The sequence below is a fragment of the Brevibacterium litoralis genome, assembly GCF_040212315.1.
GTDB classification, from domain to species: Bacteria; Actinomycetota; Actinomycetes; order Actinomycetales; family Brevibacteriaceae; genus Brevibacterium; species Brevibacterium litoralis.
Genome location: NZ_JBDIUY010000026.1, coordinates 136,243 through 157,941 on the forward strand (window position 1 = coordinate 136,243; position 21,699 = coordinate 157,941).

The 21,699-nt window shown below is 67.3% G+C and carries 18 protein-coding genes; 12 read left to right on the forward strand and 6 right to left on the reverse strand.

The window, feature by feature from the left end; genetic code table 11:
- The first annotated feature begins 384 nt into the window (after positions 1–384).
- The 8 genes from AAD496_RS09955 (at position 385) to AAD496_RS09990 (ending at position 10,189) form a co-directional block, all read left to right on the forward strand.
- Positions 385–2,925 (forward strand): glycoside hydrolase family 65 protein, encoded by a 2,541-nt coding sequence (locus tag AAD496_RS09955; protein ID WP_349828547.1) that lies wholly within the window; start codon positions 385–387, stop codon positions 2,923–2,925.
- Between the two features lie 9 nt (positions 2,926–2,934).
- Positions 2,935–3,873: a cation diffusion facilitator family transporter gene (locus tag AAD496_RS09960; protein ID WP_349828548.1), complete on the forward strand. Its 939-nt coding sequence runs from the start codon at positions 2,935–2,937 to the stop codon at positions 3,871–3,873.
- A gap of 74 nt (positions 3,874–3,947) precedes the next feature.
- On the forward strand, positions 3,948–4,661 hold the full coding sequence (locus AAD496_RS09965) for a response regulator (protein WP_349828549.1): 714 nt from the start codon (positions 3,948–3,950) through the stop codon (positions 4,659–4,661).
- Positions 4,658–5,776, forward strand: a complete 1,119-nt coding sequence (locus AAD496_RS09970) for a sensor histidine kinase (protein ID WP_349828550.1) — start codon at positions 4,658–4,660, stop codon at positions 5,774–5,776. Before AAD496_RS09965 ends, AAD496_RS09970 begins: the two co-directional genes overlap by 4 nt.
- Before the next feature lie 94 nt (positions 5,777–5,870).
- Positions 5,871–6,194 (forward strand): heavy-metal-associated domain-containing protein, encoded by a 324-nt coding sequence (locus tag AAD496_RS09975; RefSeq protein ID WP_101620480.1) that lies wholly within the window; start codon positions 5,871–5,873, stop codon positions 6,192–6,194.
- 34 nt (positions 6,195–6,228) lie between these two features.
- Complete coding sequence (locus AAD496_RS09980; RefSeq protein ID WP_349828552.1) at positions 6,229–8,448, forward strand: copper-translocating P-type ATPase; 2,220 nt, start codon at positions 6,229–6,231, stop codon at positions 8,446–8,448.
- Entirely contained in the window at positions 8,445–9,077 is a 633-nt protein-coding gene (locus tag AAD496_RS09985; protein WP_349828553.1) for a DUF305 domain-containing protein, read from the forward strand. Before AAD496_RS09980 ends, AAD496_RS09985 begins: the two co-directional genes overlap by 4 nt.
- Before the next feature lie 53 nt (positions 9,078–9,130).
- Positions 9,131–10,189, forward strand: coding sequence for a type II glyceraldehyde-3-phosphate dehydrogenase (locus AAD496_RS09990; RefSeq protein WP_349828554.1), 1,059 nt, complete (start codon positions 9,131–9,133; stop codon positions 10,187–10,189).
- Between the two features lie 88 nt (positions 10,190–10,277).
- On the opposite strand, the gene AAD496_RS09995 is transcribed toward AAD496_RS09990, so the two are convergent.
- Complete coding sequence (locus AAD496_RS09995) at positions 10,278–11,135, reverse strand: fructose bisphosphate aldolase (RefSeq protein WP_349828555.1); 858 nt, start codon at positions 11,133–11,135, stop codon at positions 10,278–10,280.
- A 336-nt stretch (positions 11,136–11,471) separates the two neighbouring features.
- Here AAD496_RS09995 and AAD496_RS10000 point away from each other — a divergent pair, with 336 nt between their 5' ends.
- The 3 genes from AAD496_RS10000 to AAD496_RS10015 all read left to right on the forward strand — a co-directional run bounded on the left by AAD496_RS10000 (position 11,472) and on the right by AAD496_RS10015 (position 14,705).
- Positions 11,472–11,711: a heavy-metal-associated domain-containing protein gene (locus AAD496_RS10000; RefSeq protein WP_137320269.1), complete on the forward strand. Its 240-nt coding sequence runs from the start codon at positions 11,472–11,474 to the stop codon at positions 11,709–11,711.
- A gap of 97 nt (positions 11,712–11,808) precedes the next feature.
- Positions 11,809–13,830 (forward strand): heavy metal translocating P-type ATPase, encoded by a 2,022-nt coding sequence (locus AAD496_RS10005; protein WP_349828556.1) that lies wholly within the window; start codon positions 11,809–11,811, stop codon positions 13,828–13,830.
- A 107-nt stretch (positions 13,831–13,937) separates the two neighbouring features.
- Positions 13,938–14,705 (forward strand): NADP-dependent oxidoreductase, encoded by a 768-nt coding sequence (locus tag AAD496_RS10015; RefSeq protein ID WP_433913755.1) that lies wholly within the window; start codon positions 13,938–13,940, stop codon positions 14,703–14,705.
- On the opposite strand, the gene AAD496_RS10020 is transcribed toward AAD496_RS10015, so the two are convergent.
- From AAD496_RS10020 to AAD496_RS10040, 5 genes are all read right to left on the reverse strand, one after another.
- Positions 14,689–14,943: a hypothetical protein gene (locus tag AAD496_RS10020; protein ID WP_349828558.1), complete on the reverse strand. Its 255-nt coding sequence runs from the start codon at positions 14,941–14,943 to the stop codon at positions 14,689–14,691. The genes AAD496_RS10015 and AAD496_RS10020 overlap by 17 nt on opposite strands.
- Positions 14,944–14,992: 49 nt before the next feature.
- Entirely contained in the window at positions 14,993–15,307 is a 315-nt protein-coding gene (locus AAD496_RS10025; protein WP_349828559.1) for a helix-turn-helix domain-containing protein, read from the reverse strand.
- Between the two features lie 428 nt (positions 15,308–15,735).
- Positions 15,736–16,365 (reverse strand): isochorismatase family protein, encoded by a 630-nt coding sequence (locus AAD496_RS10030; protein ID WP_349828560.1) that lies wholly within the window; start codon positions 16,363–16,365, stop codon positions 15,736–15,738.
- On the reverse strand, positions 16,365–16,673 hold the full coding sequence (locus tag AAD496_RS10035; protein ID WP_349828561.1) for an antibiotic biosynthesis monooxygenase family protein: 309 nt from the start codon (positions 16,671–16,673) through the stop codon (positions 16,365–16,367). The genes AAD496_RS10030 and AAD496_RS10035 overlap by 1 nt, the downstream gene beginning before the upstream one ends.
- A gap of 38 nt (positions 16,674–16,711) precedes the next feature.
- Positions 16,712–19,357, reverse strand: a complete 2,646-nt coding sequence (locus tag AAD496_RS10040) for a helix-turn-helix transcriptional regulator (RefSeq protein ID WP_349828562.1) — start codon at positions 19,355–19,357, stop codon at positions 16,712–16,714.
- A 119-nt stretch (positions 19,358–19,476) separates the two neighbouring features.
- On the opposite strand from AAD496_RS10040, the gene AAD496_RS10045 reads away from it, so the two are divergent.
- Positions 19,477–21,663 (forward strand): LCCL domain-containing protein, encoded by a 2,187-nt coding sequence (locus AAD496_RS10045; protein WP_349828563.1) that lies wholly within the window; start codon positions 19,477–19,479, stop codon positions 21,661–21,663.
- Positions 21,664–21,699: the final 36 nt, after the last annotated feature.

Genomic DNA, 21,699 nt, shown 5'->3' on the forward strand with positions numbered 1-21,699 from the left:
GACCGCCGTCCCCTTCACCGCGACCCTGGCCCTGTTCGGCACGGCCGAACTCATCGGGCACCTGCCCGTGTACGGGGTCCTTCTCACCCTCCTCATCCTCGGTAGCCGAGCCGACTCCTCACGTGCTCTCTCCGGAAGCCCTCAGATCCCAAGCCCAGGGGCGGCCAAGAAAGCCGTGACGTAGATCAGCGGCGGTCAGCAAGCGGCTGTGGGTTCTTCAACGAATCTTCACACGGAAGCGCTTCACCCCCCCCCGGAAGATCGTCGATACCGTCGGAAGTGCGCGCCGACGCTTGTTGTCCGCGCGCCGTCACCGATGAAAGCTCACGGGCGGATGCCGATGGGCCGGAGACATCTGCGGAAGACAGGGAAGCAGCGAGAATCATGCACCTCAAGCACCTCCCGGAACCAGCCTGCGAGGATTCGCGGAGTGCCCGGCAACGACGGTGGTGGTGCGGGGGCGCCGACGTCCATCCGGCCGACGGGTGGAGGCTGATCTACGACCGCTTCGACCCGGCGCAGGAACAGACCCGGGAAGCGCTGTGCACGTTGGGCAACGGGTACTGGGCGACTCGGGGGGCGGCATTGGGCAGCGTCGCCGACGGGACGCATTATCCCGGGACCTACTTCGCCGGGGTGTACAACAGGCTGATGTCCGACCTGGGAGGCCGGGACAGCGAGGTCGAGCACCTGGTCAACATGCCCGATTGGACCTACGTGCGCATACAGCCGGTCGGCGGGACGTACCTGCGACCCTGCAGTCCCGAGATGATCAGCCACCGTCAGGTGCTCGACCTGCGCAGGGGTGTGCTTGAGCGCACCAATCGGTACCGGGATGACGAAGGCCGCATCACCCGCGTGAGTTCGCGCCAGCTGCATTCGGTGGTTGATCCGCGGGTGGCTGCACTCGAAATCACGGTAGAGGCAGAGAACTGGTCCGGAGAGCTGAGGATCGACTCCGCAGTGAACGGGGACGTCACCAACGCCAACGTCCTCGCCGATCGCGATCTTCCCAATGCGCATCTGACTGCCGGACAGTCGCAGCAGCTCGATCAGGAGACGGTGCTTCACAGCACAACCACCAGTCAGTCCCTCGTGGCAGTCGCCTTGGCAGCGCGTACCCGGATCAGCCCTGCCACGGTAGAGGCGGCTCGGAGCTATCACCCGGGGACACGGGCTGGACAGGAGATTCTCGTTCAGGTGCAAGCCGGGTCTGCGGTCCAACTCAGCAAGACCGTCGCTGCCGCCACCTCAAGGGACCGCGGGATTTCCACTCCCGCCCTGGATGCGGCCAGCAGGATCAGAAGAACTGCTGACTTCGACCAGCTCCTGGCGGACCACGAGGAGGCCTGGAACCAGTTATGGGCGCGCTTCGGTGTTGGCCTGCAGACCGGCGTGGCCCAGCAGCTGGCGCTGAACCTGCACATCTTCCACGTCCTGCAGACCGTCGCGGCGGCGGATCCTGATCTGGATGCCGGACTGCCCGCACGAGGGTTGCACGGCGAAGGATACCGGGGCCATATTTTCTGGGACGAGCTGTTCGTCTTCCCGATGCTCACATTGCGTCGGCCCGAGCTGACCCGGGCTTTCCTGCTGTACCGGCACCGGCGTCTGTCCACGGCCCGTGAGGCTGCCCGCGAAGCAGGACTCGACGGTGCCCTGTTCCCATGGCAGTCAGGCAGCGACGGGAGGGAAGAGACTCCTCCTGCCCTGTTCAACGTCAGGAACGGGCAGTGGATGCCGGACAACTCCCACCGACAGCTGCATGTGGGGCTGGGGGTGGCCTACAGCACCTGGCAGTACTACCAGTCCACAGCTGATGTGGGTTTCCTCGCAGACTACGGCGCTGAGATGATCGTGGAAGTCGCGCGCCTATTCAGCAGCGTCTCGATCCACGACTCTCGCGATGATCGTTTCGACATCACCGGCGTGATGGGACCGGACGAGTTCCACGACGGTTATCCCGGCGCGCCCGGTGAGGGGCTTCGCAACAATGCGTATACCAACGTGCTTGCCGCCTGGGTCCTGGCCCGAGCACAAGATGTCGTGGCCCTGCTGGCCGGGCACGACTGCGGCGACCTATGGACCCGCCTGCGCCTGACCGACGGAGAGACGAAGCGCTGGGACAGGATCAGCCGCCGACTGAGAGTGCCGTGGCTGACCGACGGCATCATCAGCCAGTTCGAAGGCTATGAAGCGCTGGAAGAGTTCGACTGGGAGCACTACCGCACCCGGTACGCCAACATCGGCCGCCTGGACCTCATCCTGCAAGCCGAAGGTGACACGACCAACCGGTACAAGCTTTCGAAACAAGCCGATGTCCTCATGCTGTTCTATCTGTTTTCCGCCGAAGAACTCCGCGGGGTCCTCGAGCGCCTGGGGTACAGTCTGCCTGCCGACGCGATCCCACGCACAGTCCGCTACTACCTCGACCGCACCAGCCACGGGTCGACCCTGAGCCGCGTCGTCCACGCCTGGGTTCTTGCACGAACTGATCGGAAGCACTCATGGTCAATGTTCGAACAGGCCCTCCAAGCCGACCTCGCCGACACTCAAGGCGGAACGACACGTGAAGGCGTTCACATCGGTGCTATGGCCGGCACCGCCGATACGATTCTGCGCTGCTACGGCGGCGTGGAGACTCGCGCCGATATCTTGTGGTTGCACCCGGTGCTTCCCGACGGGCTGGATGCCGTCAGTTTCCAACTCAGATTCCGGGGACAGCCGCTTGCCGTCGACCTCGACCAGCAGACGATGACGATACGCCTTCAGCCCTGCTCCGTCGATCCGGTGCGGATCTGTGCCGAGGGCATCGAGAGGACACTCGGGCCTGGCGACGTCTGGAAAGTCGACCTTGCCGGAAGCCCGGCCGCCGGAGAGACGCCACCGCGACCGCCGTTATCACATCCCCGCCATCTCCCCTAGGAAGAAGCCATGAGCCAAGACAGCCACAGTACACACCTCCCCACCGGACGAGACAGCCGAGCGCTGCGCATCTCGGGATGGCTGACGGGAGTGTATTTCGTCATCGAGCTGGTCATCGGGCTGTGGTCCGGATCGGTCGCGGTGATCTCCGATGCCTTCCACACGTTCTCGGCTGTCGGCGGGGTGCTGATCGCGCTGGTCGCCCGCCGTCTAAGCCAACGCCCCGCCACTGCGAAGGAGACCTTCGGGTGGGCCCGCGCAGAGATCATCGGGGCCCTGTTCAACGGACTCTTTCTCGCCCTGATGGCCGCCTACGTGTTCTACATGGGAGCCATGCGGCTGGCCGACCCGATCGAGCTGCCCACCACGGTGATGCTCTGGGTGGCCGCCGGCGGCATTGTCACCGAGCTCATCGCATTCCGGCTGCTCTACCAACGTCAGAAGACGAACCTGAACATCAAGGGCGCGTTCTGGCACATCCTGCAGACCTTCGTCGGCAGCATCATCATCATCATCTCCGCGGTGGTCATCCAACTGACAGGCTTTCTCGCGATCGACCCGCTGCTGGGCATGGTCTTCGGCGTGGTGCTGCTGTGGGCGTCGTGGACCATCATCCGGTCGGCCCTGAGGATCCTGCTGCAAGGCACCCCCGAACACCTCGACCTGCCTGCAGCGATCGCCGCGCTGGAGGAGATCGACGAGGTTGAGGACGTCCACCACGTGCACGCCTGGACCATCACCTCAGGGCGCACCGTCTTCTCCGCGCACCTGCACGTGGTCAACCCGGCCCAGCATGGGGCCGTCCTGGAACAGGCGACCGATTTGCTCACCGACCGGTTCGACATCTACTTCTCCACGCTGCAGATCGAGCGCACCTGCCCGGCCGAGGCCGCCACGAGCATCGACATCACCAGACCCCCCGAGCGCGGGACGGGCCCGGGCATTTGAAGGTTTGACGAAGATTCCGGCCGCAGAGGGCGCTGAGGACTGTGTGCCGCCAGCACTGGGGACAGACTGGGTACATGCGGACTGAACGAACCGACCACCACTCTGGCGGACGCATCGTCGTCGCCGAGGATGAAAAGCCTCTGGCGCAGATGGTGGCGACCTATCTGAGCCGAGACGGCTTCCACGTCGAGCAGGCACACACCGGAGTCCAGGCGCTCGACAGCGTCAGGGCCGAGGAGCCGGACGTGCTGATCCTCGACCTCGGACTGCCCGGGCTGGACGGCATCGAGGTCTGCCGTCGCGTGCGGGCGATGTCGGAGTGCTACGTGCTGATCCTGACCGCCCGAGGTGGTGAGAACGACAAGCTCATGGGGCTTGCCGCCGGTGCGGATGACTACATCACCAAGCCCTTCAGCGTCCGGGAACTGGTCGCCCGAGTCCACGCCGTGCTCCGGCGTCCCCGCACCGGAAACCCACCCCAGGACTCCGTCCGCGTCGTCGGCGACCTCACCATCGACCTCGCCGGCCACGAGGTCCGCCGCGACGATGCGGTGCTTCCCCTGACGCGCACCGAGTTCGACCTGCTGGTCGCCTTGTCTGCAGCACCCCACCGCGCGCTCTCCCGCCGGCAGCTCATCGACGCCGTCTGGGACACATCCTGGGTCGGCGATGAACGGATCGTCGACGTCCACATCGGCCACCTGCGGCGCAAGCTCGGTGAAGAGCCCGACGGTGGCGGCCTCATCGAGACCGTCCGCGGCGTCGGCTATCGCATGGTGCTCCGATGAGGCTGCGCAACTCCGGCCTGGTCACCCGCCTGTTCGCCACGCAGCTGATCGTGGTGGCGGCAAGCCTGCTCGGCGCGGTGGCAGTCGCCACCCTGGCCGGGCCCCCGCTGTTCCACGAACACCTGGAAATGGCCGGCATCCCGGGGGGATCCTCGGAACTGTTCCATGTCGAGCAGGCCTACCGCGACGCGAACCTGATCACCCTGGCGGTGGCATTGGGCTCCGGTCTGGCCTGCGCGCTCCTGGCCAGCTTCCTGCTCTCCCGCACGATCCGCACCCCGCTGGAACAGCTCACCGCTGGGGCAGCCGAAGTCGCCCGTGGCAACTACAATGTGCGCGTCCCGGTGGTCGGCGCCGGCGTCGAACTCGACTCCCTGGCCCGAGCGTTCAGCACGATGGCCGACCAGCTGACCCGCACCGAGGAGACGCGGCAACGCATCCTGTCCGACCTCGCCCACGAGATGAGCACACCGGTCTCGGTCATCTCCGTCTACCTCGAGGGGCTGCAGGACCAGGTCGTCGAGTGGAACCCCACCACCCACGCCGTGATGGCCGAACAGCTGGCACGCCTGACACGCCTTGTCGAAGACATCGACGATGTCTCCCGCGCTGAGGAAGGCCGCATCGACCTCGACCCCGCTCCCGTACCCATCGCCGACCTGCTCGACAGCACTGCTGCCGCAGTCCAGGAGAGCTACACAGCCAAGGGCGTGACCCTCACCACCACAGCCGACCCCCGAGCCGGCACCGTGATCGCCGACCGGCAACGGTTGGCACAAGTCCTCGACAACCTCCTGTCGAACGCCCTGCGCCACACTCCACCCGGGGGAACCGTCTCCCTCACCGCCACCAACACCCGCGACACCGTGCTCATCCGCGTCACCGACACCGGCGACGGCATGACCGCCGACCAGCTCACCCACATCTTCGAACGCTTCTACCGCGGCGACACCGCCCGCGATCGCGACCACGGCGGCTCCGGCATCGGCCTGACGATCTCCCATGCCCTCATCGCAGCCCACGGCGGCACCCTCACCGCCTCCTCCGCCGGCCCCGGACACGGCTCCGAGTTCACCATCGAACTGCCCCGCACCCCCGGAAAGGCCTACCCGTGAGAACAAACACCTCTACTCACATACCCCATGGGGGTATATTCGGGTTGTTGGAGGCTCTCTCCACCTCTCCGAGCCCACTAGTCAGGAGCACATCATGACCGCATCCTCCCGCCAGCTGCCCCTCGCATCGACAGGCTGTGCCTGCTGCGCACCAGCCGACACCGCCACTACAAACGCAACTGGCAACAGTGCGGAGCCGACCTCTACGGTCACACTCGCTGTGGAAGGGCTGACCTGCCAGGGCTGCGCTTCGCGAGTAACCCAGGCCGTACACGCACTGGATGCGAACGCCCAGGTGGACGTCACGCTGGTGCCCCACGGCCGGTCCACCGTCACGGTGACCAGCAGCGCACCGGTGGACACGGCGGCGCTGCAATCGGCGCTTGCCGCGGCCGGATACCCCGGAACAGAAGCCTGATCGGCTACCCATCCCCTGAATGTGAAGGACAACGATGAGCAATCCGGAGCACCACCACCATCACCACGACGATCACCTCGACGCGGGCAGCCACGGACAGGCGATGCCGCAGGGCCACGGCCACTCCGCCCTCGATGAAGGCCCGGCACCGGCCCACGGTGGTCATGCCGGGCACGACCATGACGCGCATGCAGGCCACGGGGAGCACGCCGGGCACAGCGTTGCGATGTTCCGGAACCGGTTCTGGGTCAGCCTGATCCTGTCGGTGCCGGTCGTCATCTTCAGCCACATGGTCGCCGACCTGCTCGGCTACCAGGTGCCCGAGTTCTTCGGCTCGGCCTGGATCGCCCCGGTGCTGGGCACCGTCATCTACGTCTACGGCGGCACGCCCTTCCTCAAGGGCGGGCTCAATGAGCTGAAATCACGGCAGCCGGGGATGATGCTGCTGATCGCGATGGCCATCACAGTGGCCTTCGTCTCTTCCTGGGCCACCAGCCTGGGCATCGGCGACTTCATGCTCGACTTCTGGTGGGAGCTGGCGCTGCTGGTCGCCATCATGCTGTTGGGGCACTGGCTGGAGATGCGGGCACTCGGTGCGGCATCCGGTGCCCTTGACGCGCTGGCTGAGATGCTGCCCGACGAGGCGGAGAAGGTCACCGAGTCCGGGATCGTCACCGTCCCGATCGCCGAACTGCAGACGGGTGACACGGTGCTGGTTCGGTCCGGGGCCCGGGTGCCTGCCGACGGCCGCGTCATCGACGGGCACGCCGAGTTCGATGAGTCGATGATCACTGGTGAGTCCAAACCTGTCCCGCGTGAGCTCGGTGACAAGATCGTGGCCGGCACCGTCGCCACGGACAACGCGGTGCGTCTAACCGTGGAAGCCACCGGCGGCGAGACTGCCCTGGCCGGCATTCAGCGGATGGTCGCTGACGCGCAGGCATCGTCGTCGCGGGCGCAGGCGCTGGCCGATCGTGCCGCAGCGCTGCTGTTCTGGTTCGCGTTGGGGGCCGGCATCATCACTGCGCTCATCTGGACGCTGCTGGGCGCGCCCGACCAGGCCGTCATCCGCACCGTCACAGTGCTGATCATCGCCTGCCCGCACGCACTCGGACTGGCAATTCCGCTGGTGATCTCTATCTCGACTGAGAAGGCCGCCCGGTCAGGCCTGCTCATCAAGAACCGGCTCGCGCTGGAGCGGATGCGCTCGATCGATATCGCGCTGTTCGACAAGACCGGCACTCTCACGCAGGGCGCGCACGCAGTCACCGGGACCGCGCATGTGTCAGGAATCAGCGAAGGCCGCGTGCTGGCGCTGGCCGCCGCCACCGAGGCCAACAGCGAACACCCGGTGGCACGGGCGATCACCGCAGCGGCAGCCGAAAACCCGGAAGCGGCCTCGGCGCGCCTGCAGGCCAGCGAGTTCACCACCGCCGCCGGTCGCGGGGTCCGCGCCATCGTCGATGGTTCCGAGATCACCGTGGGCGGTCCCAACATGCTGCGCGACTACGGACTGGAATCACCAGCCGAGATCGCAGCCGACGTCGCGGAATGGACCCAGCGCGGCGCCAGCGTCCTGCACATCGTCCAGGACCGGACAATCATCGGGGCGGTCGCCCTGGAGGACCAGGTGCGGCCGGAATCCCGAGCCGCAGTCCACGCCCTGCAGGGACGCGGTGTGAAGGTCGCGCTCATCACCGGCGACGCGCAGCAGGTCGCCGACGCCGTCGGCCGCGACCTCGGCATCGACGAGGTCTTCGCCGAAGTGCTCCCGCAGGACAAGGACTCCGCCGTCATCGACCTGCAGAACAGGGGACTGTCGGTGGCGATGGTCGGCGACGGCGTCAACGACGCCCCCGCCCTCGCCCGTGCCGACGTCGGCATCGCCATCGGGGCCGGCACCGACGTGGCGATGGAATCGGCCGGGGTCGTACTGGCCAGCGACGACCCGCGAGCAGTGCTGTCGATGATCGACCTGTCCCGGGCCAGCTACCGCAAGATGATCCAGAACCTGGCCTGGGCGACCGGCTACAACGTCCTCGCCGTCCCGCTGGCCGCCGGAGTCCTGGCCCCCATCGGGTTCGTCTTGTCCCCGGCAGTCGGTGCCATCCTGATGTCGCTGTCGACGATCGTCGTCGCGCTCAACGCCCAGCTGCTGCGCCGCACCGAACTCAACCTGGCCCGGCTGGCACCAACCCCGACTGAGACGTCCCGACCAGAAACCGTCCACCACCAAGGAACGGTCACATCATGAAGCACATACCACTAGCAGTTGCGGCAGCCGTCGCCGGCACGCTGATCCTCTCGGCATGCGCCGGGAACGCCGACCCCGCCGGCACAGGGGAAGATCCCGCCCCTGAGACCTCGGTCGCCACCGACACCGCCGGCTCCGAAGGAGAGATCTCCGAGGAGCACAACGACGCCGACGTGATGTTCGCGCAGATGATGATCCCGCACCATCAGCAGGCCGTCGAGATGAGCGAGACCCTGTTGGCCAAGGATGACATCCCGCAGAACGTCGCCGACTTCGCCCAGGGCGTGATCGACGCGCAGGGGCCTGAGATCGACCGGATGAACGCCATGCTCGAAGCCTGGGGCCAGGAGCCCATGGGCGATAGTGACATGGGTGAGATGGGCGGTCACGGCGGCATGAGCGGGATGATGAGCGAAGACGACATGCAGCAGCTCGAAGACGCCACCGGCACGGAGGCCGCGAAGCTGTACCTGGAACAGATGGACAGACACCACGAGGGTGCCGTCGAAATGGCCGAACAGCAGGTCGCCGACGGGCAGAACCCGCAGGCGAAAGCCCTGGCCGAGCAGGTCATCGAAGACCAGGAAGCAGAGATCCAGGAGATGAAGACGATGCTCGACGAACTCTGACCACCCGGTGACGAGCCGACCGGGAGTCACGCCAGCGCACCACCTCGAAAGGAATGAGCCTGGACACCAAGATCAAAGTCGCGGTGAACGGGTACGGGGTCATCGGCAAACGCGTCGCCGACGCCGTCCGGGCCCAAGACGACATGGCACTCATCGGCGTCAGCGACATCACCGCCGATTACCGGGTCGCGGCCGCCGCCGCGCGTGACATCCCCGTCTTCGCCTCCACCTCCGAGGCTTATCAGGAGATGCGCGCCTCTGGGCATGCCGTGGCGGGTGAACTGCCTGACCTGCTCGATCAGGTTGATGTCGTCGTGGACAGCACCCCGGCCAAGGTCGGGGCCGGAAACCTTGACCTCTACCGGGCGCATGGAGTGAAGCCCGTGTTTCAGGGCGGGGAGAAGCACGATCTGACGGGACATTCCTTCGTGGCTCATGCCAACTACAGCTCCGCCCGCGGCCGCGACACCACCCGGGTCGTCTCGTGCAACACCACCGCGACCGTGCGCACCCTCACCGCGCTGAAGAACGTCGGGCTGCTGTCGAAGGCGCGCGGGGTGCTCATCCGACGCGCCACCGACCCCTGGGAGTCCGACCACTCCGGGATCATGAACACGATCGTCCCCGAGGGACGCATTCCCAGCCACCAGGGACCCGACGCCCAGTCGGTGGTCCCTGACCTCGACGTCGTCACCATGGCAGCGAAAGGGGCCCATACCCAGAACCACCTGCACTACTGGACGATCGAGCTCACCCGCCCCGTCGAGAAGGCCGAGGTCCTCGAGGCGTTCCGGACGGTGCCCAGGATCGCGGTCGTCCGCCGCTCCGATGGCATCGTGGCGGTCAACAGCACCGCCGAGCTGATGCAGGACCTCGGCAGGCCCCGCGGGGACATGTACGAGGTCGCAGTCTGGGAAGACCTCCTCACCGTGGACGGCACCGAACTGTTCTGCACGTACACGGTCGACAACCAGGCCATCGTGACCCCGGAGAACATCGACGCCATCCGCGCCCTGGTCGGTCCGGTCGAGGACGGTGACGAATCCATTCACCGCACCGACACAGCGCTGGGGGTCCGCCGCGATTTCGTGAAATCACTAGCCCGCGACTGAGTATCACGAGCCGACAGAGAGATGCGATGGCTGCCGGGAGCGACCATGCTCCCGGCAGCCATCGGCTTATCCACCCCGACAAGGTGCGTCAGGTGCCTGAGGCAGCCACGATCGACGCAATCGCTCCATCCAGTGCAGCGTCGAACTCTGCATCGCTCTGCCCGGCGGTCAGCGCTTCCGTCAGGGCGCGGGAGAAACTGGCGATCATCCCCGGGTTGCGGGCCAGGCGAGTGTTGGCTTCCGCGCGGGAATAGCCGCCCGACAGCGCCAGCACCCGCACCACCCGGGGATGGTCCACGAACTCACGGTAGTGATCATCACGCTCCGGCAGGCTCAGTTTGAGGATGACCGGCTGATCCTCGCCGAGCCCGTCGAGCTCTTCCCGGATGGCAGTGCGCAACTGGTTCTCGGCCCCGGCCTTGTCGGGGGAGTGGATGTCGACCTCGGGCTCCACGATGGGCACCAACCCGAACCGCAGGATCTGCCGCGCGATGGTGAACTGCTGGGCGACGACGGCATCTAGCCCACCTCCGGGCGCCTTGATGACCGAGCGCATCTTCGTGCCGAACATGCGCCTGCCCACCGCGCGGGTCAGCAGGGCGTCCAGCTCGGGGATGGGCTTCATGACCTGGGCACCGTGGGTCTGCGCTGCCAGTCCCTTGTCGATCTTGAGGAACGGCACGATTCCCTTCACCTCCCACAGGTACTCACCCGTCGGACGCCCGTCGATCTCCCGGTCCATCGTGTCTTCGAACAGGATCGACCCCAGGATGCGCTCATCGTCGAACGCCGGACTGGTGATGATACGGGCGCGCATCCGGTGCACCAGATCGAACATCTCCGCCGGGCTGGAACAGGAATCCTCGCTGATCCCGTAGAGCCTCAGCGCCTGCGGCGTGCTGCCCCCGCTCTGATCCAACGCCGCGATGAAACCGGCTCTTCGCAATCGAGGGTGTAGTCAAGGTCTGAATCCGCTGAGGTCGGAGTAGTAGAGGGAAGTCCGGGTCCAAGAGTGCCTCCAACGTCGTGATCAACTGGTGCGACGCGGAAACGACCGGGCCGCCACAGGCATCAGAGCAGGGCACACCGACCAGGAGCCAGTGCCTGATCCGCCATCGGACCATCTGTTCGTATCGACTCACGCTAGCAGTGTCTGTGAAGCGCTTACTTGATCTGCGTCAAAGACCAGGTCCTTCGAACCCTGTAGCGTGAAGGTGTCGGCAAGGACACCGGCCCTGCGGCACCAGCCACAGGGCCCTGATTCGAAAAGGGGATCACCACCATGACCACCAACACTCCCACCACCACGCACACGCTGCTGCGCGCCGAGGGTTTCTCCTGCCCTTCCTGTGTGAAGAAGATCGAGAAGCAGGTTGGTCGCCTGAAGGGTGTCGAGAACGTGAAGGTTCACTTCGCGTCGGCCCGCATCGAAGTTGATCACGACGAGTCCACGACGTCCGTTGATGACATCGTCGCCGCTGTCGCCAAGGCCGGCTACACGGCCACCCCTTCAGCGTTCTAACCCACCGTTCGGCCGGTCCAACAGCTCCGCAGGGACCGGCCGAACTCTTGTCCCATTTTCCAGCTCATCCCACTTTTCGCAGAAGGGTAGCCTCATTGTGAACAGGCTCCAGAAGTGGGTCCACGGCAACTGGTCCGTCCCCATCGTGTCCGGCGTGCTGATCGTCATCTCGTTCGGCCTGCAGCACATTGCCGGGGGCACATGGAATACCGTCCTCACTCCGCAGTGGTGGCTGGACGCCGGGGCTCACGCTACCCATTCGGCCGGCGTCTTCACCCTCGCCGATGCCTTCATGATCGCCGGTGCGGTCGTTGCCGGCTACAACATCGTCGTCAAGGCCATCAACGCTCTCATGACCAAGCACATCGGCATTGATCTGCTGGTCTCTATCGCTGCCATCGGCGCGGTCATCATTGGCAACTTCTGGGAAGCCGCTGCCGTTACCTTCCTGTTCGCTGTCGGCCACGCCCTCGAGGCGGCCACCATGAACAAGACTCGGTCGGCGCTGGCCGAACTCGTCGCCGTCGCCCCGGATACCGCCGTGGTGATGCGTGAGGGCGAGCAGCAGGAGGTGCCTGCCCACCTGGTGAAGATGGGCGAGATCGTGCTGGTGAAGAACGGGGCCAAGGTCCCGGTGGACGGCCAGGTCGTGGCCGGCACCGGCGCGCTGGACGAGGCGTCCATCACCGGCGAATCGATTCCGGTCGAGAAATCTAAAACGGACCAGGTCTTCGCGGGCACCATCTCGCGCGGAGGTTTCCTACAGGTGCTGGCCACCGGGATCGGCGCGGACACTACTCTGGCTCGCATCATCCACCGGGTGGAAGAGGCTCAGGACGCCAAGGCGAAGACCCAGGCGTTCATCGACCGCTTCTCCACGTGGTATACGCCTGTGGTGATGGTTCTCGCTCTCGTGGCCGGGCTGATCACTCAGGACGTCGTGCTGGCCCTGACTCTGCTGGTCATCGGCTGCCCGGGCGCACTGGTGATCTCGATCCCGGTCGCGATCGTCGCTGGCATCGGCCGTTCGGCCCGTAACGGCATCCTGATCAAGGGCGGAGAGTACCTTGAGACCGCTGCCAAGATCTCGGCCGTCGCTGTGGACAAGACCGGAACTCTCACCGAGGGCCGGCCGCAGCTGACCGACATCGTGGTCCTGGACCCGGCGTATGACCGCACGGACGTCCTGCGCTGGGCGGCTGCCGCCGAGGCCGGCTCGGAGCACCCGCTGGCCCGTCCGATTCTCGACTCCGCCAAGGAGGAGGGTGTGGGTCCCGAGGGCATCCCCGGTACTGTCACTCCGGTGCCCGGCAAGGGCATCGTGTCCGAGGTTGCGGGTCAACAGGTGCTGATCGGCAATGCTCCGCTGTTGGTCGAGTACGGGATCACCGGCGGCAGTGGTGCGCCCGAACGTGCGGCAGAGGCTGCTGAGCAGCTGGCAGCTCAGGGCAAGACTCCGATGATCGTGGCTGTCGGTGGCATTGTGATCGGTGTCGTCGCCGTGGCCGACAAGATCCGCGAGGATGCGCCCGAAATGGTCAAGCGCCTGCACGAGGCAGGTGTGGAAAAGGTCGTCATGCTCACCGGCGACACACGACTGGTGGCCGAGGCCATCGGTTCCAAGACCGGGATCGATGAGATCCACGCGTCGATGCTGCCCGAGGACAAGCTGGATGCGGTCGCAGAGCTGCAGAAGCGGGGGCATACGGTCGCGATGGTCGGCGACGGGGTCAATGATGCCCCGGCCCTGGCGACTGCGAACATCGGCGTGGCGATGGGTGCGGCCGGTTCGGCCGTGGCCGTGGAGACCGCGGACATCGCGCTGATGGGTGACAACCTGCTCAAACTCCCGGAATCCATCAGCGTGGCCAAGCGGACCGTGTCCGTGATGCGGCAGAACATCGCGATCGCCCTGGTCACCGTGGTGCTGTTGCTCGCGGGCGTCTTCGCCGGCGGTGTGACGATGTCGATTGGCATGCTGGTCCACGAGGGTTCCGTGCTAGTCGTGATCGCCAACGCGATGCGACTGATGCGCAACGCCCAGGACGCCACCGCTATGGCCAAGGAGGTGCGCGCCCCATCGCGAGCAGCGCAGGCTGACACTGACTCAGCGACCTAGAAGGCCAACACCTGACCGATCCGCCGGACGGCGGGACCCTCAGTCCCGCCGCTGGGCAACTGGCCATCGAGGTCAGGGCGGCCGGCGTCAACCCGGCCGACTGGAAGATCCGCGAGGGCCAGCTGGGACGGAGGTGGCCGCTGCCGGCTCCGATGGGCCGTGAGGCCGCCGGGGTAGTCACGGCTATCGGTGAGGGCGTTGCGGGTTTCGCCGTGGGCGACGAGGTCCACGGTGCCGTGGCATACGGACACGGCGGGCTGGCCGAACACACCGTCCTCGACGCAGCGAACACTGTCGTCAAGCCTGAGGAGATCTCCTGGGCCGACGCGGCCACCCTCCCGGTTGCCGGGGCCACCGCCTACGACGTCACCCACCAGATCGAGCTTGAGCCCGGACAGATCCTGCTGATCATCGGCGCCGGCGGCGGTGTGGGCCGGATGGCCGCTCAGATCGGCACAGTCCACGAGTTCAGGGTCCTCGGGATCGCCAGTGCTAACAAGAGGGAGACCGTCGAAACCACCGGGGCCGAGTTCATCGAAGCCGGCAGCGACACCGCCGACCGGGTGCGCGCGATCGCTCCGGACGGCGTCGATCTCATTGTGGATCTTGTCGGCGGGGAAGCGCTGCATGCGGTCGCTGTCATCGTCAAAGACCCGTCCCGCATCATCACGACGGCAGACCCCGATACCGCGCGCCAGCTCGGCGGGGCGTCCGTGGAGCGGACCGGCGAGGCGCTGGCCAAGATCACCGATGTCGTGAAGTACGAGGTCGTCGATCCCCACGTCACCGCCCGCTTCAGCCTGGAGGACGCCGGGAAGGCCCTGGCCGTCGTCGAGGCCGGCCACACCGAGGGCAAAGTCATCGTCGAACCTTAAACGGCCTGAAGGCATTTTCCCCGGTCAGAGGGTCATTCGAGAGATTCTTCGTGACACGGGTTTCGATTTCCGTGTCACGAGACGCCCCGATTAGGGGGTTCTGGAGCCATCCAGAACGCCTCGGCACGCGCCTCACGAGCACGGCCGTCGAGACCCCCGAGACCTCCTCGCAGGAGACGGTCCAGGGCGTGTTGCGGAGCTGCTCGGAGATGCGCCTGAACTCTTCGGCGACGCTCACGATGCCGCACCCCCGAACAGGGAGGCGAGGCGACGGCACTGCTCATCGGTCAACGGGGAGCGCTCGCCACGATCCGCTCGACCGCAGCCTCGACATCGGCAAACGTGGGCTCCGCCGGTTCGATGGGGACGACCAGAGCGGAGAGGTCCTCGCGGCGGACCTTGATGAGATTGCCGATCTTGGCGGCAGCCAGCTCCCCGCGCTTGATGCGCTGACGCAGCGTCCAATGGGAGCCGTAGCCGAGTTCGACTACTTCGGTGAGGGTGAGCCACTCCCGCTCGGGGAGGGGCCGACGGACAGGTTGACGGTCGTGAATGGGCTGTGACGCCACGGTGGCCTCGCTGATGCGCAAGCGAATGCACACAGCACGTCCCGGCTCAGGCCAATCCGGAATCTGCCTCCACCGTCAGGGAGGCTCACCGCCTGCCACGCAGATCAGCTCGCGGCTGCTCGGTCACCAACCGAGGGTCTGCGCCTCCGCCCGTGTGCTCCATGAGCGGCACCTCCCAGTCCAGCGAGGATCGCCACGAATCAACAGGCTGCGTTCGCCGGATCATCGCGCACCGGTCGCCACTCACGCCGCCAGGAGTCGGTCCGTCATCACCAGGTGATTCCTGAAGGCGCGGAGTTCGACACATGCCCCCTTAGCTCCACAGAGACAAGGCCCTCACCAGGGAAAACCCTGGTGAGGGCCTTTCGCATGTGCAGATCTGCGGTGAGTGCGAGGTCGGTGGCGGATTCCCGGTGGGAAAGTGCCACCGACCTCGCACTCGACGAGCGGGAGCCGGTCGGTCAGCCCGCGGCACGCCCCTGGAGGGCGGACTCGACGAGATTGCTGCCCGCCAGAGCCGCACCGGACTCCAGTGCCGCGGCCCAGGCCTCCGTGTCGGTGACGGCGGCCCAGTTCGAGTTCAGCACGGCCATGAGCGTCGTGTGGACCGTCCGCGCGTCGACGGCACCGGCGTCGTTCGCGATGCTGATCGCGCCGGTGGCGTCGGAGAGCACCTCGGTCGCGAATCCCAGCTGTTCGGCGTCCGCCGCCGAGGCGAGCACGCAGTTGTTCGTCATGAAGCCTGCGAGCGTCACGGTGTCGATCCCCTGCTCCCGCAACCAGGTGGCGACGTCCGTGTCGGCGTAGACGGAGCCCTTCTCCTTGACGACGGACTTCCACGCGTCCGTGCGGCGCTCGACCACCTCGGGGTGCAGTTCGAAGCCGGGAGCCGTGGGGTCGAAGACCGGTGCACCTTCGCCGATCCTGTGCTGGACGGCGATCACCGGGATGCCTGCGGCATTCGCGGCGTCGATCGTCCGGGTGATGCGGGGCAGGGATTCGGTATGTGGCGGGTACTGGATCTCCAGTGGGCCGTCGACGTAGTCCTGCTGGATGTCGACGAGGACGAGGGCACGGTTCGGGGTCGTCATCACAGGTCCACGACCTCGAATTCCAGGAGGTCGGCACCGGTGGCGACGGGCTTCTTCGGTCCGTCCTCTCCCTCGGGGCGGGCGTGGGCGGCCCTGGCGCCGTTGTTCCGCCAGGCCTGGAAGGACTCCTCGTCCGCCCACTGGGTCACGACGAAGTACCGCGACTCACCGGCGGTCGGGCGCAGCAACTGGAACCCCTCGAAACCGGGCTCCTGGTCGACGGCGTGCTTCCGGGCGGCGAAGCGGGCCTCCAGTTCGGGGCCGATGTTCTCGGGGACGGTGATGGCGTTGATCTTCACGACTGACATGGGGCCAGCCTACGACCGGGTCGGTGCTTCGGCACCCTTCATTCGGCGAGCGCCTCGCGCAGTTCCACCCGGCCGCGGACCCCGAGCTTGCGGTACACGGACGAGAGCTGGTTCGTCACGGTGTTCACGGAGACCCCGCGATGCTCCGATATCTCCTTCGTCGACCACCGGGCCGCGGCGAGTTCGGCCACGGCGAGCTCGGATTCCGTGAGCGCCGTCGTGTCCGTCTTCTCCGTGGTGGACGTCCACAGGGGGAGCCCTGCGTGGTCGTGCGCCAGTCGGTCCGCCCGGACACCTGCGGTCCGCCGGCGGTCGTTCCCGATACCGGGTGCAGTGGAAGGACCGCCGAGCGCTCTCCACGTATCGGCCGCCGTGGAGATCAGCCCCCTCTCCTCCGCCTCTTCCGCCACCGACCGCAACGCACGGACATCGGTGTCCCCGACCGCGCGGGCGTGCCGGACGAACAGGTCGAGCAGACCACCGCCCCCGGCCTCGGCCGCGGAGAGGAGGAGATCGAGTGCCTCCGCCGACTCACCTACACCGTCACCCGCCGCGCTCCGAACTCTCACAGCGCTCTGCGTTCTCACCGCGCAATGGGCGGTCATGCCGGCGAGGAAGGGGTGGTGCGCCTCCTGCAGAGTCCGGGCGGTGTCGAGGAGTGTCCGGACGGCCGTCGTCCGCCCGCCGGACCTGTTCTCCGACCAGGCTCGCAGCCAGCCACTCATCATGAGGACCTTCGGGTCCGCCGAGGCGCCTGTGGGCAGAGCATCGAACACCGCCCTCGCCTCGGACTCCCGCCCCACCGCCACGAGTGCGGCCCCGCGCGCGGCGAGGGCTGCGGGGAGGATCCCTGCGGTGTCCCGCCAGTCCAGGTGGTCGACGGCGGAGGTGAGGAACTCCAGGGCCCGATCGGCTCCGGCGGACAACAGTTCGAGGAATCCCCGGGCGTACTCCCAGGTCCCGAGGGACTCCGGGACCTCCTGGCGGGCGCGATCGATCGCCGCGTCGAGGTGGCGGGCAGTGGCGATCGCGTCGCCGCCGTAGGACAGCGCCATGCTCTCGGCGAGGCCGACGAGGGTCGGTCCGCCGGGCACCGTCGCGAGGTCCGCCGGCCCGAGTGTACGGAGTGCCGGGAGGAGCTCGACGGTCGATCGGACAGGGCCGTTCACCACCCCGGCCATCGCACCCGTGACGAGGAGGAATGCGTCGTAGGGGTGGGTGGAGGGCGCCTCGGCGGGGTCGGGGAGGTGCACGGCGGCACCGGCCGTGGGCACCATGCCGAGCACCGTCCTCCACCGCACGAGCGCGGCGTGCAGGAGTGCCACCTCGTGGGGAGCGGAGACGCGACCGAGGGCGGCGCCGAGCGCCTCGACGGCACCGGCGGGATCCCGGTGTCCCACGCCGCGGTGCTGGGCGAGGGTGAGGGCGAGAACCGCGCGGTCGGATCCGCAGTCCGGCCCTTCCGACCCATCTGCCCCGATCACCTGCGCAGCGTGTGTCAGATGGGTGTCGGCCTCCGCGACGAGTCCCTCGGCGGAGGCCGTGGACGCCGCGACGAGGAGCCCGGGGACCGAGTCCGGATCGTCCTGCAGAGCTGCCCGTGCCGCTCGGAGGGCGAGCCGGTGGTCGCCGATGTGGCGTGCGTGTTCGGCCAGTGCGAGGCCGGCCGAGGCAGACACCGCGAGACCGTGGTCGAGGGCGAGGACGGTGGCCCGGTGACCGGCGGTGGGGACGTCCGACGCAGCGCGGTGGAGCACCTCGACGACGCGTCCCACCAGCCGCTTCCAGGTCGCCGCGGTCGACCGTGCGCGGAGTGCCTGTTCGGTGAGGGGGTGCCCCGACCGTACCCAGTCGCCATCGAGCTCGAATGCGGGGATCCGCAGGAGATCCTCGGCGATGTCCGGTGTGAGGGCATCGACGGGCAGGGCCCCGGCGATCGCGACCATCGTCGCCGCATCGACCAGCGCGGTCGAGGCGCCCTCGAAGGGGGCGGCGATCACCTGTGCCAGACGCGGGGTGAGGACAGGGGAGTCGACGAGCTCCCACCCGTGCGGGGTCTCCAGGAGCGCACCGAACGTGGCCGAACCGCGGACGATCTCCCTCGCCACCAGGGGATTTCCTGCACTCGTCGTGGTGATCGTGGCGGCTGCCGCCGGGGTCAACCGCCCACCCGCCTCGGCTTCGGCAAGGGTGATGATCGTCGCGTCGTCGAGCGGAGGGATGCGCACCTCGACGAGGTCACCGGAGTCGTAGAGACCGACGAGCGGGGTGGGGAGGTCCGTGACGGACCGGGTGGTGAGGACCGCGGGGATCCGCGCGGTCCCGGTGAGGTGGGCGAGGACGGCCAGGGATGACGGGTCGAGGAGGTCGGCGTCGTCGATGAGGAGGACCACGCCTGAACGCCTGCGGACGAAGTGGTCGACGATTGCTGCGGGGGACCCGTCCCCGGCGGAGAGGTCGGCGAAGATCCCGAGTGGGATCCCCTCGGCCAGTGAACGTCCGTGTCGCACCCGGGCGTCGATCCCGCGCTCGGTGAGGGACGCCGCGAGGGACCGCAGCGTATGCGTCTTGCCCGCACCCTGGGGCCCGGTGAGGGCGACGGAACCGCCTTGGATGATCCGGGTGAGCAGGTCGGCGTGGAGATCAGCGGCCGTAGGGGCGCTCGGGACATGTCGGGCGTGCATAGTGATGTTCCTACTATTCCCCTCCTGTGACCCACAACATACGGTTCCGAAATGTCATCCGAACGAGACCGAACGGTCGTCGGGTGGCGGTCCACGTGTGTCGAGAGTTGGGTCTGCAGATGCGTACACGCCGGTTCCCCGTGTGGAGTGGAGCTGCCGGAGCCCTTGCTGCGGCGTTCGTCCTGAGCTCCTGCGGTGGCCCCACCCCGGACACGGAACCCACGGAGGACGCCGTGGTGGTCGACGTGACCCCCACGACCTCCCCCTCTCCGGAGGCCGGTGCGGGCAACCCCTTCGTCCAGGACCTCCTCGTCTACGACGACCTGCGCACGATCGACTCCGAGGGGGAACTCCACCACCACTGGGTGGCGATCGTCACCCATCTCGACGGCATGGTCGACCGGGCGGACGCGATCGAGCTCGCGCCGGGGCTGACCTTCGCCCCCGTGCCCGAGGTGGGGGCGAAGGTGTTCGATCGGGACGGTGACCGGAGGGACGACGCCGAGGCGGTCGTCGGGCTCGTCGAGGACGAGGCGGGGGCCACTTTCGGGGTCCTCTCCACGGTGGAGGCCGAAGGTGAGCGGCAGCTGGGCTCCGGGGACCAGGCCTTCTTCGACATGAGTTTCGTGGGCGACACGATCGGTCTCGGTGACGTGGTGAGTGCCGACTTCACGCTCGTGCAGCTCCTGCCCACCGGGGACGCGACCGAGGAGGACCTCGACGCCGTCGCGCTCGCCGCCCACCGGGCCGCGGACGAACAGGTGACCTACACGGCGACCGAGGACGGGGACGACGTCGTCCTCCCGGACGTGATGGGGCGGATTGTCGCGGGGTCCGAAGGGCCGTCCATGCCGATGAAGGCGCAGGACACACTGGCGGAGATGTTCGACTTCGACATCAAGGACTGCGGATCGCGGATCATCCGGAACCGGAACACTCTCGGATGCCTCAAGGACTACTTCGACCGGAGCGGAGACGCCGCGCAGAACTTCGCGGATCAACTCGACGAACAGTTGGATCCGGACCCGATCCCGACGTGGACGCCCCCTCCACCTCCACCACCACCACCGCTGCCACCGCCCCCGCCGCCCTGCACCCAGCCTCCCTGCGGGCGTGGCAACGGCGACCCGTGGGTGACGACCTTCGACGGTCACCCCTATGGCATGCACGCGGTGGGAGAACTCGTGTTCGCCCGCCACCCGGGGGACGGGGTGGAGGTGCAGATCCGGACCCATGCCGTGAACGAGGACGTCTCCATGATCGACCGGGTGGCCGTGGCCGTCGGTGATTCCCGCGTGCACGTCGGGATCGACGACCTGGTGATCGACGGGAACAGCCACGAGATCCCCGGAGCCGCCGTCGAGGCGACCGGTGAGGGCTTCACCCTCGTCCACCGGGAACGCGTCACCGCGGTCGACACCGACCACGGACACCGCATCTGGATCCAGCGGGGTGTCCGGGAGCAACTCACCGTCGTCGTCGCGCCGGCGGGCGCCGACGGCGCGTGGGAGGGACTACTGGGGGACGCGAACGGCGTGGTCGAGGACGACCTACGGGGCGCCTCGGGAGCAGAGTACCCACTCGATCTCGACTTCGCGACGATGTACGAGGAGTTCGTGCCCGAGTGGCGGGTGACGGACGGATCGAGCCTGTTCGACTACGGGCCGGGGGAGTCGACGGCGACGTTCACGGACCTCGCGTTCCCGGCCGCACCCTTCGGGATCGACGACCTGGACCCGGGAGCCCGGGCCCGGGCGGAGGCGGTCTGTGCCGCCGTCGGGATCGAGGAAGAGCCGGCACTCACCCAGTGCATCATCGACTTAGCCCTCACAGACGAGCTCGACTTCGTCGAGGCCGCGCTCGTGGGCGACCGCGTGGACGGGGTCGTGCAGGGCCGGATCGAGGTGGACGTCGCTTCGGACGGTGACGCGGACAGTGCGGGGTCGGACGGCGCCGACGAGACGGCCGAGGACGATCCGTGGGCACTGAGCGGGGAGAACGTCCTCGGGGTCCATGCGACCTCCGGCACCGCGATCGTCGAGTGCACACCGCCGAGCGCTGAACTGCTCGCGAATCTGGAGTCGTCGACCTCCGTGCGCGGTGACGGGGTCTACGCCACGTACTCCGGGGTCTGTGCGGCGGCCCTCCATGCCGGGGTCATCGAGGCCGACCACGGCGGCGTCGTCGAGGTCCGCGGCCAGGGGCCGGGACCGGACGGCTACCCGGCCGTCGACCGCAACGGTGTGCGCGGTGGCTCCACGTACGACGACTACCCGTGGGCGTTCACCGTCGTCCGGCTCGATTGATTCGCACGACCGGATCGCACGACGCACAAGCCATTC

Bases quoted from the DNA above. Each gene is read 5' to 3' on its own strand.
- AAD496_RS09955 (WP_349828547.1), top strand. From the start codon at position 385: ATGCACCTCAAGCACCTCCCGGAACCAGCCTGCGAGGATTCGCGGAGT.
- AAD496_RS09960 (WP_349828548.1), top strand. From the start codon at position 2,935: ATGAGCCAAGACAGCCACAGTACACACCTCCCCACCGGACGAGACAGC.
- AAD496_RS09965 (WP_349828549.1), top strand. From the start codon at position 3,948: ATGCGGACTGAACGAACCGACCACCACTCTGGCGGACGCATCGTCGTC.
- AAD496_RS09970 (WP_349828550.1), top strand. From the start codon at position 4,658: ATGAGGCTGCGCAACTCCGGCCTGGTCACCCGCCTGTTCGCCACGCAG.
- AAD496_RS09975 (WP_101620480.1), top strand. From the start codon at position 5,871: ATGACCGCATCCTCCCGCCAGCTGCCCCTCGCATCGACAGGCTGTGCC.
- AAD496_RS09980 (WP_349828552.1), top strand. From the start codon at position 6,229: ATGAGCAATCCGGAGCACCACCACCATCACCACGACGATCACCTCGAC.
- AAD496_RS09985 (WP_349828553.1), top strand. From the start codon at position 8,445: ATGAAGCACATACCACTAGCAGTTGCGGCAGCCGTCGCCGGCACGCTG.
- AAD496_RS09990 (WP_349828554.1), top strand. From the start codon at position 9,131: ATGAGCCTGGACACCAAGATCAAAGTCGCGGTGAACGGGTACGGGGTC.
- AAD496_RS10000 (WP_137320269.1), top strand. From the start codon at position 11,472: ATGACCACCAACACTCCCACCACCACGCACACGCTGCTGCGCGCCGAG.
- AAD496_RS10030 (WP_349828560.1), bottom strand. From the start codon at position 16,365: ATGACGACCCCGAACCGTGCCCTCGTCCTCGTCGACATCCAGCAGGAC.
- AAD496_RS10035 (WP_349828561.1), bottom strand. From the start codon at position 16,673: ATGTCAGTCGTGAAGATCAACGCCATCACCGTCCCCGAGAACATCGGC.
- AAD496_RS10040 (WP_349828562.1), bottom strand. From the start codon at position 19,357: ATGCACGCCCGACATGTCCCGAGCGCCCCTACGGCCGCTGATCTCCAC.
- AAD496_RS10045 (WP_349828563.1), top strand. From the start codon at position 19,477: ATGCGTACACGCCGGTTCCCCGTGTGGAGTGGAGCTGCCGGAGCCCTT.